Source organism: Ruegeria sp. YTSA075, assembly GCF_059610245.1.
The window spans coordinates 95,872-113,801 of the sequence record NZ_JBXWNG010000012.1 but is presented as its reverse complement, the minus strand read 5'-3'; the positions used below and the strand labels follow the sequence as shown (position 1 = coordinate 113,801).

Annotated in this window: 15 protein-coding genes; 4 read left to right on the top strand and 11 right to left on the bottom strand. The window is 59.3% G+C overall.

Annotated elements, in window-relative coordinates:
• Positions 1-31 precede the first annotated feature (31 nt).
• The 6 genes from AC2FGE_RS17940 to AC2FGE_RS17915 form a co-directional block, all read right to left on the bottom strand.
• Positions 32-1,261, bottom strand: coding sequence for a DNA recombination protein RmuC (locus AC2FGE_RS17940; RefSeq protein ID WP_496820639.1), 1,230 nt, complete (start codon positions 1,259-1,261; stop codon positions 32-34).
• Between the two features lie 57 nt (positions 1,262-1,318).
• Positions 1,319-3,175, bottom strand: a complete 1,857-nt coding sequence (gene mutL / locus AC2FGE_RS17935) for a DNA mismatch repair endonuclease MutL (RefSeq protein ID WP_496820638.1) — start codon at positions 3,173-3,175, stop codon at positions 1,319-1,321.
• 290 nt (positions 3,176-3,465) lie between these two features.
• On the bottom strand, positions 3,466-4,395 hold the full coding sequence (locus tag AC2FGE_RS17930) for a metal ABC transporter permease (RefSeq protein ID WP_496820637.1): 930 nt from the start codon (positions 4,393-4,395) through the stop codon (positions 3,466-3,468).
• A complete protein-coding gene (locus AC2FGE_RS17925; protein ID WP_496820636.1) occupies positions 4,392-5,597 on the bottom strand; it encodes a metal ABC transporter permease in 1,206 nt (401 codons plus the stop codon). Before AC2FGE_RS17925 ends, AC2FGE_RS17930 begins: the two co-directional genes overlap by 4 nt.
• 3 nt (positions 5,598-5,600) lie before the next feature.
• Positions 5,601-6,404 carry a metal ABC transporter ATP-binding protein gene (locus AC2FGE_RS17920; protein ID WP_496820635.1) on the bottom strand — a complete coding sequence of 268 codons (804 nt, stop codon included), beginning with the start codon at positions 6,402-6,404 and terminating at the stop codon, positions 5,601-5,603.
• A gap of 3 nt (positions 6,405-6,407) precedes the next feature.
• Complete coding sequence (locus AC2FGE_RS17915; protein WP_496820634.1) at positions 6,408-7,361, bottom strand: metal ABC transporter solute-binding protein, Zn/Mn family; 954 nt, start codon at positions 7,359-7,361, stop codon at positions 6,408-6,410.
• A 202-nt stretch (positions 7,362-7,563) separates the two neighbouring features.
• On the opposite strand from AC2FGE_RS17915, the gene deoC reads away from it, so the two are divergent.
• From deoC to AC2FGE_RS17895, 4 genes are all read left to right on the top strand, one after another.
• Positions 7,564-8,562: a deoxyribose-phosphate aldolase gene (gene deoC, locus AC2FGE_RS17910; protein ID WP_496820633.1), complete on the top strand. Its 999-nt coding sequence runs from the start codon at positions 7,564-7,566 to the stop codon at positions 8,560-8,562.
• A gap of 10 nt (positions 8,563-8,572) precedes the next feature.
• A complete protein-coding gene (locus AC2FGE_RS17905) occupies positions 8,573-10,906 on the top strand; it encodes an aldehyde dehydrogenase family protein (protein ID WP_496820632.1) in 2,334 nt (777 codons plus the stop codon).
• 23 nt (positions 10,907-10,929) lie between these two features.
• Entirely contained in the window at positions 10,930-11,745 is an 816-nt protein-coding gene (locus AC2FGE_RS17900) for an SDR family oxidoreductase (RefSeq protein WP_496820631.1), read from the top strand.
• A gap of 88 nt (positions 11,746-11,833) precedes the next feature.
• Entirely contained in the window at positions 11,834-12,568 is a 735-nt protein-coding gene (locus tag AC2FGE_RS17895; RefSeq protein ID WP_496820630.1) for a Crp/Fnr family transcriptional regulator, read from the top strand.
• 3 nt (positions 12,569-12,571) lie between these two features.
• Here the strand turns inward: AC2FGE_RS17895 and AC2FGE_RS17890 are convergent, their stop codons facing one another.
• The 5 genes from AC2FGE_RS17890 to purH all read right to left on the bottom strand — a co-directional run bounded on the left by AC2FGE_RS17890 (position 12,572) and on the right by purH (position 17,923).
• Positions 12,572-13,876 carry a M16 family metallopeptidase gene (locus AC2FGE_RS17890; RefSeq protein ID WP_496820629.1) on the bottom strand — a complete coding sequence of 435 codons (1,305 nt, stop codon included), beginning with the start codon at positions 13,874-13,876 and terminating at the stop codon, positions 12,572-12,574.
• Entirely contained in the window at positions 13,873-15,213 is a 1,341-nt protein-coding gene (locus tag AC2FGE_RS17885) for a M16 family metallopeptidase (RefSeq protein WP_496820628.1), read from the bottom strand. Before AC2FGE_RS17885 ends, AC2FGE_RS17890 begins: the two co-directional genes overlap by 4 nt.
• A gap of 79 nt (positions 15,214-15,292) precedes the next feature.
• On the bottom strand, positions 15,293-15,808 hold the full coding sequence (locus AC2FGE_RS17880; protein WP_496820627.1) for a DUF3035 domain-containing protein: 516 nt from the start codon (positions 15,806-15,808) through the stop codon (positions 15,293-15,295).
• A 49-nt stretch (positions 15,809-15,857) separates the two neighbouring features.
• On the bottom strand, positions 15,858-16,334 hold the full coding sequence (gene lspA, locus AC2FGE_RS17875; protein ID WP_496820626.1) for a signal peptidase II: 477 nt from the start codon (positions 16,332-16,334) through the stop codon (positions 15,858-15,860).
• A complete protein-coding gene (gene purH, locus AC2FGE_RS17870; RefSeq protein WP_496820625.1) occupies positions 16,334-17,923 on the bottom strand; it encodes a bifunctional phosphoribosylaminoimidazolecarboxamide formyltransferase/IMP cyclohydrolase in 1,590 nt (529 codons plus the stop codon). The genes lspA and purH overlap by 1 nt, the downstream gene beginning before the upstream one ends.
• Positions 17,924-17,930 lie beyond the last annotated feature (7 nt).

Genomic DNA, 17,930 nt, shown 5'->3' with positions numbered 1-17,930 from the left:
TTGATCTTACGACGCCTGTTCAGGCGCAGGCTTAGCCTTCTTGGCGCGCCAGCGGAACAACGTCATGCGAGTCGTCCGGAGCTAACTCCTCAAAGTCGAAATTGTCCAGTCGGCGCGCCCTGCGCCCAGCCTTGTCAGCACTGATCTTGATCTCCGAGATATCCTTGGCCGCTTGCCCAAAATGACGATCCAGGTTGGTCACCCGATCACCCAGACGTTCAACATCCTTGTGCAGCGCACCCAGTTCCTTGCGGATCGCGCCCGCCTGTTCGCGCATACGGGCATCTTTCAGGATCGCGCGCATGGTGTTCAGCGTCGCCATGCAGGTGGTGGGCGAAACGATCCATACCCGTTTGTTAAAGCTTTCCTGCACCAGTTCGGGGAACTTGGCGTGCAGCTCGGCATAGACGGCTTCGGACGGCAGAAACATCAGCGCGCCATCGGCGGTTTCGCCATCCAGAATATACTTCTCGGCAATGTCGTTGATGTGCTTGCGCACGGTGCTACGGAACATCTGCAGCGCCGCTTTCAACTCCATATCATTGGTCGAGCCAATAAGCGCCTCATAGGCCTCCAACGGGAATTTGCTATCGATCACGATGGGGCCCGGCGGGTTCGGCAGATGGATCAGGCAGTCGGCGCGCCGCCCGTTCGACAGCGTTGCCTGCAACTGAAAGCTGTCTGACGGCAGCGCCTTAGAGACGATGTCATTCAACTGAATTTCACCAAACGCGCCGCGCGTCTGTTTGTTCGACAGGATATCCTGCAGCGAAAGTACATCACCAGACAGTTTGGTGATATTGTCCTGCGCCTTGTCGATGGCCGACAGACGTTCCTGCAATTGGGTCAGCGAGGTTGCCGTCTGTTTCGACGAGCCATGCAGCGATTCCTTCATCCGTTCCTGCATCTCGGCCAGCGCACGCGCCGATTTCATCGCGTTATCGGCCAGCCGATCGTTCATTTGCTGCTGGACCGAGGACAGGCGCGCCTCGACCGTCTGAATCACCTGCACCTGCGCATTGGCCTGCGTGTCCGAAACATGCTGCAATCCACCGCGCAACTGTTCCTGCCCCTGCCCCAACTGCTGCACATGCTGACCCAGATGCGCCATCTGCCGCGCCAGCGGTTCTGTCATACGGGCCGAACGGTTGGCCGCCCGCAGCGACAGGAACAACATCAGCACAATTAGCGCAACAAACCCGGCTACGGTCAGGACGACCGGGTCATTTATTGGGATCTGTGCGCCTGCAATCTGGATCATGTGATTCAATATGTTCTCGTTTTGTTTTCGTCTTCTTAACGGGTCTGGAGCATCGGATCAACTGCGCCCGAACAGCCGCTCGATATCGCTCAGTTTCAATTCCACGTAAGTCGGCCGCCCATGGTTGCATTGGCCGGAATGGGGCGTCGCCTCCATCTCGCGCAGCAGGGCGTTCATCTCTTCGGCGCGCATCCGGCGGCCGGAACGGATCGAGCCATGGCAGGCCACGCGGCTTAGGATCGCCTCGATTTTGGCCTGCACCATCTGGCTTTCGCCCTGATCCGCCAGCTCGTCGAGGATATCCAGGATCATCGCGCGGGCATCAACACCACCCAGAATGGCCGGAGTTTCGCGCACGGCGATGGCCCCACCACCGAATGGCTCTAGCGTCAAGCCAAGGCGCGACAGGTCATCGGCAACGGCCATCAGGCGTGCGCAATCGCCTTCGGACAGTTCCACAATCTCGGGGATCAACAGGGCCTGCGCGGCGACGCCGTTTTCAGCCATCTGAACCTTGAGTTTCTCATAGACCAACCGCTCATGTGCGGCGTGTTGATCGACGATCACCATCCCATCGGCGGTCTGGGCGATGATGTAATTCTCATGCACCTGCCCGCGGGCAGCACCCAAAGGCAGGTCCTGCGCCGGCGGTTCTTCGGCGACCGGTTCGACAGGAGCAGTCTCGACGATATTGCCGCTGTAATCATTGGCCAGTTCCGCAAAACCCGGTGACTGCGCGCGGTACGCGGCTTGTCGCGCCGCAGGGGAGGGCCGATCCATCTGATAGATCCGCGCCGGGGTCGATTGTTCCGATTCCGGACGCATCGCCCCAAGCGTTGCATTCGCCACGGTCGAGGATGCGCGGTGCCCCGCTTCAGCCAACGCATGGCGCAGGCTGGACACGATCAGCCCCCGCGCAACGCCCGGATCCCGGAACCTCACTTCAGACTTGGCCGGATGGACATTCACATCGACCAGCATAGGGTCGCAATCAATGAACAAAGCCGCTGCCGGGTGGCGATCCCGGCTGAGAAAATCGAAATAGGCTGCACGCAGCGCGCCGGTGAGCATCTTGTCACGGACCGGGCGGCCATTTACGAACAGGTACTGCGACACCGCCGCACCACGGGAATAGGTCGGCAGAGCGGCGTAGCCGTACAGGCGCAGCCCTTCGCGTGTGGCATCAATCCGCAGAGCGTTTTCGGCGAACTCGCGTCCAATGACACGGGCCAGACGGGCGTGCAGTGCGTCGAACAGATCGCCATTCTCGCGATCCGCGCGGAAGGCCACGCGCCCCTCACCGCCTCCGGAGACATCGCGCAGGGTAAACGTCACCGAAGGTTCCGCCATCGCAAGCCGTTTCACGGTATCGGTGATCGCCTGCCCCTCGGCCCGATCAGTACGCATGAATTTCAACCGAGCGGGCGTGGCGTAGAACAGATCGCGCAGCTCAACCACCGTGCCCGCGCGCAGGGCGGCAGGTTTGACCGCATCAAGTTTACCGCCTGCCACGTGGATTTGCGCAGCCTCGGCACCGGGCACACGGCTGGTGATGGTCAAACGCCCAACGGCACCAAGCGAGGGCAGCGCCTCACCCCGGAAACCGAATGTATGGATATTCAGCAGGTCCGAGCCGTCGATTTTCGAGGTCGCATGCCGCGACAAGGCCAGCGGCAAATCCTGGGCGGAGATACCGCAGCCATCATCCGTGACCCGGATCAAGGTCTTGCCACCATCGGCGATATCGATGGCGATCCGGCTGGCGCCAGCATCAATGGCATTCTCGACCAGTTCCTTCACAGCCGACGCCGGGCGTTCCACCACCTCGCCCGCTGCGATCCGATTGATCGCTGCATCGTCGAGTTGCCGAATAACCGGGCGAATGTCGCTGATATTGGGGTTTGCTTGCGCCATACCACCACAACTAGCACATGGCACTACGATTCCGCCACCGATTTTGGCATCGGTTTCGATTTGATTTTAAACCTGAGAGAGGGGGTGTCCGGGCAGTTGCGGGCGGGTTCCAAATAAGGTGCCGCTTGTCCTCAACCACCCGGACGTTCTGAAGTGAGTGGTAGGTAACGAAATCTTACCGTCACGCGTACCATGCGCATTTTCAGAAGGCTCATTAAGAGTCACATTCGAACAATCTGGGCAGAGTCCAGCCGATGACCTGCGGAAAGCACTGGCAGGAAAGCGCCAATTCACGCAGTCGTGTTCACCCCAACCCTTACTCGGCAAGGGCCAAACATCGCGCTCAGCGCCAGAATCACACCCGACATCGTCGCGATCATGCCTGCCGCGCTGACGGCATCAGCCGCACCCAGCCAAAGCGGACCGTAGCCTGCCAGCACATATCCCGATACAGCCGAAATCACAGCGAATGCAACGCTCCACGCGACCTGAGCCTCAAGCCGGTTGGTCATCATCCGCGCCGCAGCGGGCGGGCAGATAAACATGGCAATCACAATGATGGAACCGACCGCGTCAAAGGCCGCCACCGCGGCAATCGCGGCCACAATGACCAGTGCAAGGCCCAGCGCATTGGTGCGAATCCCCAAGGTTCGCGCAAAGCCTTCGTCGAATGTTGAAATTTTCAACGGACGCCAGAAAAGCCAAGTAAACAGCAAAACACCCAAAAGCGTCACCGCGATCCGGGGCAGTTCAGGCGGCAAACCTACCAGCGCCTCAATATCCCAAAGCGACGACCAGCCTGTAGCATCCAGCCAGATCAGGCTTTCCAGATTGCCATAAAGCGCATGTTCCACATCCAGATGAACGGTCGAGGTATCCGTTTGCTCCAACAACAGCACGCCGCCCGCAAACATGGTGGTGAAGACAACGCCCATCGCCGCACCGGGTTCGATCTGACCCAGCCGTCGGATGGCCTCGATCAGGATCACCGCGACGATCGCCGCACCCGCCGCGCCCAGCATCATGGGCCAGGTTGAGATTGCACCGGTGACCAAAAAGGCCACAACGATACCCGGCAACACGACATGGCTGATCGCGTCCCCGATCAGCGCCTGTTTGCGCAGCACCAGAAAGTTGCCAGGCAGCGCGCAGGCAATGGCCGCAAAGGTGCCAATCAACAACGGTGTCAGGGACAGCGGAACGAACTCTTCACCACTCATGCCGGAATCTCCTGAGGGCCACCGATCTGCCGGTCGATCTCAGCGATTTGATCGCGGGTCAGTACGGTTTCGATGTCCCTCAAACCGTCATAGAGCGCTGCCGTCGCCTCATGCGCCTGATCCGCGCGCACAACTTCCCAACGCTTTTCGTCTCGCAACGCCTTGGCCGCCCGCGCCTTTCCGGCCTCGGTTGCCACCCCATCAGCACGAACCAGATCGGCACGACGCAGCAGGCGCAGCGTGAGCGGCTCGTATATCTTTTGATCTTGTGCCAGGGCCAGCAGCCCTTGCCGGATATGCACACGGCGCTGAAACCGCAGGTGACGCATAACAGCGGCCAAAACACCTCGGATCGGGGCAAATAGCAGCGACAAGACAAAGAAACCAAAGCTGACCAGAACAATGATCGGTCCGGTCGGCAGGTTCGGTGCTGTGGCGGACAACGCGGCCCCAATATAGCCTGCCACTCCACCTGCCATACCGGCAAGGACCACCACACGATCAGAACGGTCAGACCAGAACCGCGCCGTGACAGGCGGGATAATCAGCAGGGCGACAATCAGGATCAGGCCAACGATCTTCAGCCCGACCACGGTCACCGCCATCACCAGCCCCATCATCGCCAGATCAATCCGATGCACTGGCAAGCCCTGGGCCGTCGCATAGTCAGAATCAAACGCTACCAGCGTCATTGGACGACGCAGAATCATCACCAGCACCAGCGTTGCCGCGCCGCCAATCGCAATGATCATCGCATCCGCCCAAAGCATCCCGGCGGTCGAGCCCAGCAAGAACCCTTCGAGCCCTGCCTGACGACCAACGCCAATGCTCTGGATGACGGTCAGCAGGACAATGCCAAAGCCGAAAAACACCGACAGAACCGCGCCAATCGCGGCATCTTCGGCCAGCCGCGTGTGGCGTGTCAGCCAATTCATGCACAGCAGACCAATCCAGGCCGAAACCGCCGATCCGGCCAGTAAGCCCAACAGATTGCGACCATCCCCACCGAATGCGACCAGCAGCATGAAGGCAAGGCACACACCCGGTAGGGTCGCATGGCTGATCGCATCGCTGACAAGCGCGCGTTTGCGCAAAAACAGGAAGGTTCCGGTGACACCTGCTGACACCCCCAGCAGGGTCGCACCAATGGCAACAAGCGTGGCGTTATAGCCAAGCTGCAGGCTAAGCGCATCCCAAAGCATATGTTACCCGACTGCGCGCGAAATCTGATCGATCTGCGCGGTTGCCAGACGCCCACCGTAAGCGGATTGCAGGGTTTCAGCAGTGAACGCGTCAGATACCGGACCTTCAGCAATCTTACGGGTGTTGATCAGGAAGACATGTTCGAAATAGTCGGTGACGGTTGCCAGATCGTGATGCACAACCACCACGGTCTTGCCCGCCTCTTTCAACGACTTCAACACGGCAATGATGGCCTTTTCCGTCGCCGCATCGACCCCGGCAAAGGGTTCATCCAGCAGATAGAGATCAGCGTCCTGCGCCAAAGCACGGGCCAGAAAGACCCTTTGTTGCTGCCCGCCCGACAATTGCCCGATCTGGCGATCCGCAAAATCGCGCATGCCAACGCGGTTCAGGCAGTCCATCGCGCGGGCTTTGTGGCGCGCTCGAACCCGGCCCAACAGGCCCAACTGCCGCGACAAACCCATCAACACCACGTCAATCACACGGGTAGGGAAATCCCAATCCACACTGGCGCGTTGCGGTACATAAGCGATCCGGGCGCGCTGATCTTCCAGCGACTTTCCGAACACGGTCACCCGACCGGACAGAGGTTTCACGATCCCAAGCGCCGCTTTCAAAAGGGTCGATTTTCCCGCGCCGTTTGGACCAATGATCGCTGTCATGGCACCGGGTTGAACGGTCATATCGACCGAGAACACCGCCGGTTTCTGACCATAAGAAACGGTTAGACCTCGCACGGCCAACGGGCTGGATTCAACGCTCTGATCTTCGATCGAAACACCCTGTGAAGCGGCCAGTTCCAGCATCGCTCAGAACCCCGCCGACAGTTTGCCGTTCAGACCGCGCTCGGGCACGTCTGCGCCCAAAGCACCTGCAATCACGGTAATATTATGGTCCAGCATGCCGACATACGTGCCTTCATAGGTGCCATCGACGCCCATGGCGTCCGAAAACAGCTCGCCCCCAACCGAAACCTCGTGCCCCTTGGCCGCAGCCCCTTCGATCAGCGCGCGCATCGAACGGTCGGAGACTGAGCTTTCCACGAAGACAGCGGTCAGTTGACGGTCGACCAACGTATCGACCAGCTCTCCGATCCGGTTCAACCCGGCCTCAGACTGGGTGGAGATCCCCTGAACGCCCATCACCTCATAGCCATAGGCCGCACCGAAATAGCCAAAAGCATCATGGGCCGTCAGCAGAACACGGCTTGCTTCCGGCACCGCCGTCAAAGACTGTTCTGCATAAGCCGCCAAAGCGTCCAACTCGGCCAGATGAGCCTCGGCATTTGCCGCGAATAGGTCTGCCGAGTCAGGGCGGGCTTCGGTCAATGTGGCCTGAACCTCAGCGACAACCTCGCCCCACAAGGCTGGGCTCATCCAGATATGCGGGTCGTATTTGTCGGCATAGTCGTCATGGGCGCGCAGCTTGGATTTATCGACGCTTTCTGCCACAGCAACCACAGTTTGTTTGCGCGCGAGGTCTTCAAAGAAGTCCTCCATCTGCGCTTCCAGATACAGGCCATGCCACAGAACCAGATCCGCACGGGTCATTGCGACGATGTCGCTGCGGGTCTGGCGATACGCATGCGGGTCAACGCCTGGCCCCATCAGGCCCTTCACGTCCACCTGATCCCCGCCAACCTGACGCACCGCATCTGCGATCATGCCGGTTGTTGCGACGACTTTCAGAGGAGCTTCGGCCCATGCGGCGAGCGGAAGCGATGCAGCAACGGCCAATGCGGCAAGGAAATGACGACGAATCATATTCAGACCTCGGATCAGGCGTTCAGTTGAGATTGAATATGAGAACCATTCGCAATTAAGTCAACGCTATTGAGAACTATTCGCAACAAATTCCACATTATTTGTCCAAATGGTCAAATAATTCCGTACCTCGCGGTTCTGATGCCTTCCATTTGGGCGCGGCCCGTGCGATTTTGGCGCAAACCTCCCAAAGGACGTGACTATGGAAACGCAGAGCTCAGACAGCCCCGTGCGCACCGCGCATCTGCCGCAAGTGACCGAACCCCGAAACCCCGGGATGGACCTCGATCTGGAATGGGTCCGCGCCGTGCAGGCAAACACCTCAGCGATCGAGCGCCGCGCAGCAACCTTGCCCGGCCGGCGATCGGTGAAGAAAGACTATCAGGCGGCTTGGCTGCTGAAAGCGATCACTATGATCGACCTGACCACACTGTCGGGTGACGACACTGTGGGACGGGTGCGTCGACTGTGCGCCAAGGCACGCCAACCGGTTGCAACCGCCACTTTACAGGCGCTGGACATGCCTGCGATCACTACTGGCGCGGTCTGTGTGTATCACGACATGATCGAAACCGCCGTCGATGCGCTCAAGGGCACTGGGATTCCGGTGGCTGCCGTTTCCACCGGGTTTCCGGCTGGCCTGTCGCCATTTCACCTGCGCGTGGCCGAGATCGAGGAAAGCGTGAAAGCCGGGGCCGAAGAGATCGACATCGTCATCTCACGCCGTCATGTGCTGTCGGGCGATTGGCAAGCATTGTATGATGAGATGAAGGCGTTCCGCGTCGCCTGTGGCGATGCCCATGTCAAAGCCATTCTGGCAACCGGAGAGCTGGGCAGCCTGCGCAACGTCGCCCGCGCCTCGCTGGTCTGCATGATGGCGGGCGCGGATTTCATCAAGACCTCGACCGGGAAAGAAAGCGTTAATGCCACTTTGCCTGTGTCACTGGTGATGATCCGGGCAATCCGTGACTATTACGACCGCACCGGCTATCGCGTGGGCTACAAGCCCGCGGGCGGGATTTCCAAGGCCAAGGACGCGCTGGTTTACCTTTCGCTGATCAAGGACGAACTTGGTGACCGCTGGCTGCAACCCGACCTGTTCCGCTTTGGCGCCTCGTCGCTGCTGGGCGATATCGAGCGGCAGTTGGAACATTATGTCACCGGGTCCTACTCCGCTGGCTATCGTCACTCCATGGGCTGAGGTCAAAACAATGACAGTCAAAGAGATTTTCGAAACCATGGATTATGGCCCTGCCCCAGAAAGTGCTGCTGAGGCGTTGGCCTGGCTGGTCGATCAGGGCGACAAGTTCGGCCACTACATCGACGGGGCCTTCACCAAACCCGGCAAGGGGTTCGACAGCCGCAACCCCGCAACCGGAGAGGTGCTGGCCAAGCTGACCCAGGCCAAGCAGGCTGATGTGGATTCTGCAGTCACTGCCGCCCGCAAGGCGCAACCGAAATGGGAGAAACTTGGCGGCGCAGGCCGTGCGCGGTATCTCTATGCCATAGCACGTCTGTTGCAGAAGCATTCCCGCCTGTTTGCGGTGCTGGAGAGCATGGATAACGGCAAGCCGATCCGCGAGTCGCGCGATATCGACATCCCACTGGCCCAGCGACATTTCTACTATCACGCGGGCATGGCGCAGCTGATGGAAAGCGAGCTGCCCGACGCGCAGGCCTTGGGCGTGTGCGGCCAGATCATCCCGTGGAACTTCCCACTGCTGATGCTGGCGTGGAAGATCGCGCCTGCGCTGGCGATGGGGAATACGGTGGTTCTGAAACCGGCCGAATATACCTCGCTGACCGCGCTTTTGTTTGCCGATATCTGCACGCAGGCCGGTCTGCCGAAGGGCGTGATCAACATCGTGACCGGAGACGGTGCAGTGGGTGAGATGATCGTGAACGCAGACGTGGACAAGATCGCCTTTACCGGCTCGACCGTCGTGGGTCGCCGCATCCGTGAGGCGACGGCAGGCTCGGGCAAGGAGCTGACCTTGGAGCTGGGCGGCAAGTCGGCTTACATCGTGTTCGACGACGCTGATATCGACAGCGCCATCGAAGGGCTGGTCGACGCGATCTGGTTCAATCAGGGTCAGGTGTGCTGTGCTGGTTCGCGGCTGCTGGTGCAGGAAGGCATCGCCGACCGGTTCCACGAGAAACTGCGCGCTCGGATGGACGGCTTGCGCGTCGGTGATCCGCTGGACAAATGCATCGACGTCGGCGCGGTTGTGGACCCGGTTCAGTTGCAGACCATCAAGAGCATGGTCGAAAGCAACACTGTTGGGCAGATGCATCAAGCCGCCTGTGAGTTGCCGGAAAATGGCTGTTACTACCCGCCGACGCTGATCTCGGGGCTTGAGACCTCGGACCCGCTGATGCAGGAGGAAATCTTCGGCCCGGTTCTGGTGTCGTCCACCTTCCGCACCCCGGAGGAGGCGGTCGAACTGGCCAATAACACCCGTTACGGTCTGGCCGCGACGGTCTGGACCGAGAATGTGAACCTTGCACTGGACATCGCGCCCAAGCTTGTTGCGGGCGTGGTCTGGGTCAACGCCACCAACCTGTTCGACGCCGCCGCCGGGTTTGGTGGTGTACGCGAAAGCGGTTTTGGTCGCGAAGGCGGTTGGGAGGGGCTGACGGCCTATACCAAACCCAAAGGCAAGGCGAAACCTCTGGCCAAGGTCGAGGCGGTCATGGGTGAAGGGGCTCCGGTCGACCCCATCGACCGGACCGCCAAGATGTATATCGGCGGTAAACAAGCGCGACCCGATAGTGGATACTCGAAGCCCATCTGGGGTAAATCCGGCCTGTTGGGCCATGTGGGTCTTGCCAATCGCAAGGATGTGCGAAACGCGGTTGAGGCTGCGGCGGGTGCCAAAGGCTGGTCCAAGACCACCGGCCATCTGCGGGCACAGATCCTGTACTATATCGGCGAGAATCTCTCCGCCCGCGCCGGTGAGTTCGCTGCGCGTATTGACAGCATGACCGGCAAGAAGGATGGCGCGAAAGAGGTCGAAACCTCAATCCAGCGCCTGTTCACCGCTGCTGCCTGGGCCGACAAATATGACGGTCAGGTGCATGGTGTACCGATCCGGGGCGTGGCCATCGCCATGAAAGAACCCGTTGGCGTGATCGGCGCGCTTTGCGCGGATGAGGCCCCGCTGCTGGGCCTGGTCTCGGCCATGGCCCCGGCGATTGCGATGGGTAACCGGGTGGTTCTGGCCGCCTCTGAGCCCTATCCGCTGGCCGCGACGGATTTCTACCAGATCCTCGAAACCTCGGACGTGCCCGCCGGTGTGGTCAACATCCTGACCGGCAGCCATAACGAACTGGCGAAACCGCTGGCCTCACACCTGAACGTGGACGCGGTCTGGTCCTTCTCATCCACCGACCTCTCGAAAGAGATCGAAGCCGTCTCAGCCGGGAACCTGAAACGGACCTGGGTCAATAACGCGACAGCAATCGATTGGAGCGTGGACCAGTCGCGCCGCTTCCTGCAAGCTGCGACCGAAGTCAAAAACATCTGGGTGCCCTACGGCGAGTAGGGCTCCTGCCAACGGAGGCCTACATGGATTTTTCAGGAAAGACCGTCATCGTCATTGGCGGGACCAGCGGTATTAATCGTGGCATTGCCGAGGCCTTTGCAGCCTCGGGCGCGAAACTGGCTGTGGCCAGCCGGTCGCAGGAAAAAGTGGATGATACCATCGCAGCTCTGAAAGAGGCGGGCGCTGAACAGGTCATCGGAGCAGCCTTTGATGTGCGCGATCCCGAGGCCGTTGCAGAAGGCCTGAAACAGTTCCACGATGCGCTCGGCGCATTCGACGTTCTGGTTTCGGGCGCGGCGGGCAACTTTCCGGCGCTGGCGGCTGAGATGTCGATCAACGCCTTCAAGACGGTGATTGACATCGACCTGATGGGCACGATCCATGTGATGAAAGGGGCCTACCCCTATCTGAAACGTCCCGGCGCAAGCATCATCAACATCTCAGCCCCACAATCCTATCTACCTTACGAAGGCCAATCCCATGTCTGCGCCGCCAAAGCAGGCGTAGACCAAATCACGCGGACGCTGTCGATGGAATGGGGGATCGAAGGCATCCGGGTGAACTCGGTCGTGCCTGGGTTCATCGAAGGAACCGAAGGCGCCAAGCGCCTGACACCTTCCGAAGACGCGCATGAAGAAATTCGCAAGGACATCCCACTAGGCCGCTGGGGGCAGCCGCAGGATGTGGCCAATGCCTGTCTGTTTCTCAGCTCGGACCTGGCCAGTTACATCAGCGGAACGGTAATGGCCGTGGACGGAGCGCTTTATCAGCGCGGTTCGGGAAAGTTCGGGCAGATGATGGGGGGTATGCTGCGCGCTCAGGCAAAAACACGGACTTAATGATTAATAGCCTGTGAAGCTGTTCATATACAGCGCATGGTCTTGAACACAATCTTGGGCCCATCACATCGCAAGGGTGGGCCTGAAGATGCTAACACTGCCGACAGACGTCACAGACATTGCACAGCTGATCGTTATGATCGGCGTATTTGGAGCCGGGTTATACATCCTCAACTACTTTCTTTTGCAGATGGGGATCGTGCGCGGGTCCGGCGTTCTATATCCCGTTCTGGTCATCGTTGCGGCAAGTTGCGTGCTGATCAGCATGGCGGAAGAGTTCAATCTGGCAGGATCAATCATCCAGCTGGCTTACATCCTGATCTCGGTGCTGGGCCTGTTGCGCGGATATCTGTCGCATCATCTGGTGCGATTTTCCGAGCCCGAACGACAGTTCGTTGACAACTACCTTGAAACGCTCAAACCCCATCACGCGCGCAAGCTGCTGAATACGGCAAAGCTGATCACATACGAACCCGGCGTTACCCTGATCGAAGACGGCATGACCATTGACTTTCTCGCTTACGTCCTGTCGGGCCGAACAACGATCCTGAAGAACAGTCAGGTCATCAATCAATGTGGCCCCGATCAGATATTGGGAGAGCTGACATTCGGCATCGGCCTGCCCGCCACAGCCACGGTGCGCACCGACGAACCGACCACCTGTCTGGTCTTTGACAGCCAGCGCCTTGGCCAAGTATTGCGACGCAACCAACAGATCGACGATGCGCTCAAGGCCGCGCATTTCCGGCATGCGCGCCAGAAACTGCTGAGCAGCAACAATCACACGGTGAAGGCGCGCACGATGTTGGCGGCCGCGGCCTGAACGTTATCCGTCCAGGCCGACCGGCTTACCCACAACGGTGAAATGCAAACCTTCTGGGTCCAGCAGTTCACTCGCGACCCGATTCACATCCTCCAAGGTCACCGCATTCACCTGATCGTTGCGGGTTGCAATATAGTCGATAGGCAGACCTTCCATCTGCATTCCAACCATGATCCCGGCGATCTGACCATTGCCGTCAAAGCGCAAAGGGTACGCCCCCGTCAGATAGGTCTTGGCATCATCCAGTTCTTTCTTTGTCACGCCTTCGCTAGCGGCGCGTGCCCATTCGTCACGAATGACCTCAACCGCTTCGGCGATGCGATCATTGGAGGATGAGACCGATCCAATATAGACCGAGGCCAAATCCTTGGGCACAAGATAGGTGCCGACACCGTAAGTCAGGCCGCGCTTTTCGCGCACCTCCTGCATCAGGCGACTTTCAAACCCACCGCCGCCAAGGATGTGATTCAAGATATAGGCCGCGAAGAAATCCGGATCGTCCCGGTCGATCCCTTTCTGGGCGAACAAGGCAACCGATTGCGGCGTGTCAAAGTCGACAACGGTGACCCCGCCTTCGATCGACACTTCTGCCTTGCCCGGAATTGGCTTTGCGCTGTCAGGCAGATCAGCCAGCAATTTGTCCAGAAGCACGCCCAGTTCTTCGGCGGTGATGTCACCAACCGCACCGACATAAAGCCGGTCTTTGGCGAAGACATTGTCATACGCCTCGACCACGTCATCGCGGGTCAGGGATGCAACACTGTCGATGGTGCCTTTCCCTTCGGTCCCGTAGGGGTGATCGCCATATGCCATGGCCGAAAAGCTAAGGCCAGCAATGTCATTGGGGTCGTTGGCATCTGATTTGAGTCCGGATAGGATCTGCGCCTTGACCCGCTCGACCGCGTCCTCATCAAACCTGGGTTCGTGGATCGTGGTGCGCAGAAGGTCCGTCACCTCATCGCGGTTCTCGGTCAGAAAGCGCGCTGAGATCGAGACGGTGTCATCGCTCGCGTTGTAGCTGAATGACGCGGCCAGCGCTTCAAGCTCGCGGGCATAGGTACGGGCGTCCATATCGCCTGCACCTTCTTCGATCAAACCGCTCATCAGGTATACCGCACCGCGTTTTTCGGGGTCATCCAGTGATGTCCCACCACGGAACCGCAATTCCAGCGCGGTGAACGGGATCGCGTGATCCTCGACCAGCCAGGCGGTGATACCTCCGGGCGACGTCACCTCTTTGATTTCGATCTCAGCCCATGCGGGCAGCGCAACCAAAAGGGCGACCAGAGTTGTAAAAAGCCGTTTCATTGCGTCACCTCATCGTCGCGCATCAGCCAGCCGGTCACCGAGGTTTCGCGCTGCAAAACCTCGCGCGCGGCAGCGATGATCTCTTCGCTCGTGACATTCTGCAGAACATCCGGCCAGGCCTGTACATCTTCAACGGTCAGACCACTGGCCAAGGCACGGCCATAACGGTTGCCAATCCCATCTACATTGTCGCGGGCATAGATCTGTGAGGCGCGGAGCTGCATCTTGATCCGGTCCAGATCCTCTTGGTTCACGCCTTCAGCGATGAAGTCTGCTACGGCCTGATCCATGGCGTCTTCGGCCTCTTGCAACGTTACGCCCTGCGCTGGGACAACCAGCAGATCAAAGGTCGTGTCATCCAGCGATACGCCGCGATAGAACGCACCGGTATAGACGGCGATCTGCTGATCGAATTGCAGTTCTTCGTTTAAATACGAGGTTGTGCTGCCCCCCAACAGTTCGGCCAGTAGGAACAGGGCGGCGGCTTTCTCCTGCGCGCCCGGGTCACGTTCGGGTGCCAGATAGGTACGGTGCACATAGGGTTGCGCCACGCGCGGGTCCTTGTAGGTCAGGCGACGCTCCGCTGTCTGCGGTGGTTCCTGTGGGCGGGCACGCTCGGCAATCTCGGGATTTGATGGGATAACGCCATAATATTGATCGGCCAACGCGCGCACCTCTTCAGGATCCACATCACCGGTGACTACAAGGATGGCGTTGTTTGGTGCATAGTGATCTGCGTAAAAGGACAGCGCATCGTCCATGTCCAGCGCCTCCATCTCATGCATCCAGCCGATGATTGGCATGCCGTAGCCATGGTTGAGATACTGTGCCGCGCTCAGCTGTTCGCCAAACAAGGCACGTGGGTTGTTTTCGGTTCTCTGGTTCCGCTCTTCCAGAATCACGCCGCGTTCAGCGGTGATATCGTTTTCGGTCAGACGCAGATTTCGCATCCGGTCGGATTCCATCTGCATCATTAGCTCCAGCCGATCCGCAGCGACGCGCTGGAAATAGGCGGTGTAGTCGTATGAGGTGAAGGCGTTATCATCGCCGCCATTGGCTGCGACCGTAGCCGAAAACTCCCCCTGTTTCAGGGTGTCCGTCCCTTTGAACATCAGATGTTCCAGGAAATGCGCGATACCTGATACACCCGCAGGCTCATCCGCCGACCCCGCCCGATACCAGACCATATGCTGCACGACAGGCGCACGGTGGTCTTCGACCACGACCACTTCCATTCCGTTATCAAGCGTAAATGTCGTGACCGCTTCTTGACCATCCTCGGCAAAAACCGGGGTCGCGGCAATCAGGGCGGCAGAAAGTGCCAAGGCCCGAACCATGGGGCATCCTCCGTTTCGTTATGAGCATAAACTACGGTGGTACGCGGCAGGTTCAAGTCAGATGACAAAAAGTTAAAATTTATTCATCTGGCGGTGACGAGGGCGTTTCGAGCCCGGCACGACGGGCAGCTTCCGTCTGCGCAAAGGGGTCCAACGCCTGACGTTCATAGACCTGCTGATAGCGATCCACCGGGAACAGGCGCAGGCCGGTCCACCGGCCACGACGCTGGCGGAACTCATCGTCTTCGGCCTGAACGATCTGGCGCGTATTCGCCGGCACACCATAGCGGCTGGTCGCGGTCACCAGCGCGGAATCCGAGGCCGGGATCGCCCCGTTCGGATTCGTCGCTGCCGGGTTACCACCCAGTGCAAGAACCGCATCTGCCTTGGGATTCGGATCTGTCAGATTACTACCACCCGGGGTTGGGGCGGGCAGAAATGCATAATCCTTGGGTTCTGTCAGAGGTTTGACCGGCAGCACCGAGAACTCATCGGGGCCATCCCCCGGAGGCGTCAGTTCGCGCAAACCAGGGTTCGAGCACGCCGCAACCGCAGCGGCAAAGATCAAAACATAGGGTGCGCGCGACAACCGCATCAGAGTCTCCAACCAGTTTCGGACGTTTTACCGCAAATCCATCGGCGCGTCACGAGGGCTTTTTCCCATCGAACAGAACGAGCCCAATGGCCCCTGCGAAGACAAAAACATCCGCCAAATTAAACACATACGGGTTGTTGATACCGCAGCAAGACATGTTCAGGAAATCCAGAACAAAACCATAAAGCACCCGGTCGACCACATTGCCCAGCGCTCCACCGATCAAGAACCCACCGCAGATCAGCATCAGTTTGGACGGTGTTGAACGGCGCAGCCAGACAAAAACGGCGATACAAATCGCAACGGAAATCGCGACCAGAACCCAGCGCGCGGCATCGGAATCACCCTGAAACAGACCAAAATTGATGCCGCGATTTTCACCGTATTTGAACACAACCAAAGGCGGCAACACGTCGATACCGCCTGGCTGTTCGGCCACGCGCATGACCCGAACGACCAGATACTTGCTGATCTGGTCGATCAGAATGGCTGCCAGTGCAGCCCAGTAGAGCAGCCGATAGGACATCAGTGCCGGAAGTGCCGCATGCCGGTGAAGACCATCGCCAGCCCGGCCTCATCTGCCGCTGCGATCACCTCATCATCGCGCATTGAGCCACCCGGTTGGATCACGCAGGTGGCACCGGCTTGGGCCGCTTCCATCAGACCGTCGGGGAAGGGGAAGAACGCGTCCGACGCCACGGCCGAGCCGATGGTCAGCGATTCGGCCAAGCCTAGCGCCTCGGCCATGCGTTCGGCTTTCTTGGCCGCAATAAGTGCCGAGTCCACGCGGCTCATCTGCCCAGCACCGACGCCTACGGTAGCACCGCCTTTGACGTAAACGATAGCGTTGGATTTGACATGCTTGGCCACTTTCCAGGCGAACAGCAGATCGCGCATTTGGTCTTCAGTCGGCGCTTTCTTGGTGACCACCTTCAGGTCATCCATGCCAACGAAACCGTTATCCTTGTCCTGAACCAGCAGGCCACCGGCCACCTGACGCACGGTTTTACCGCCCGCCGTTACATCCGGCAGACCTTCGGTGGTCAACAGGCGTAGATTCTTCTTGGCCGCAAAGATCGCCTTGGCCTCATCCGACGCGCCCGGCGCGATAACGACCTCAGTGAAGATCCCGGTGATTTCTTGCGCAGTTTCCGCATCGAGCGGTTGGTTCAGCGCCACAATGCCCCCAAAGGCTGAGGTCCGATCACAATCGAAGGCCGATTTATACGCCTCTAACAACGTCGCGCCCGTCGCTACGCCACAGGGGTTGGCGTGTTTGATGATGGCGCAGGCCGCGCCCTGTGCCGGGTCAAACTCCGCCACCAGCTCAAAGGCCGCGTCAGTGTCGTTGATGTTGTTATAGCTCAGCTCTTTGCCCTGATGCTGAACTGCGGTCGCTACACCGGGACGGTCGCTACCATCGGTATAGAACGCTGCCTGCTGATGGCTGTTTTCACCATAGCGCAGGGTCTGTTTCAGTTCGCCAGCAAAGGCACGGCGCGTAGGCGCCTCAAGCTGCAGCGCGTCAGCCATCCAATTCGACACCGCTGTGTCATAGGCCGCCGTGCGGGCATAGGCCTTTTGGGCCAGCCACTGCCGGAACCCGTATGAGGTCTTGCCGTAATTCTCTTCCAACTGATCCAGCAGGGACGAGTAATCTTCGACATCCACAACAACACTCACAAAGGCATGGTTTTTTGAAGCCGCGCGGATCATCGCTGGGCCGCCAATGTCGATATTCTCGATGCATTCATCATAGCCTGCACCTTTGGCGACAGTGGCCTCAAACGGGTAGAGGTTCACAACCAACAGGTCGATTGCACCGATGCCATGTTCGTCCATCGCGGCGACATGGGTGTCGTTGTCACGCAGCGCCAACAAGCCGCCATGCACCATAGGGTGCAGCGTCTTGACACGGCCATCCATCATCTCGGGGAAGCCGGTCACATCGCTGACGTCCTTAACCTCAAGCCCCGCGTCACGCAGCGCCTTGGCAGTACCGCCGGTCGACAACAACTCAACCCCGCGCTCGGCCAATGCCTTTCCCAGCTCGATCAACCCGGTCTTGTCGGAAACGGAAAGCAACGCGCGGCGCACGGGGTGAAAATCTGTCATGGGTCCA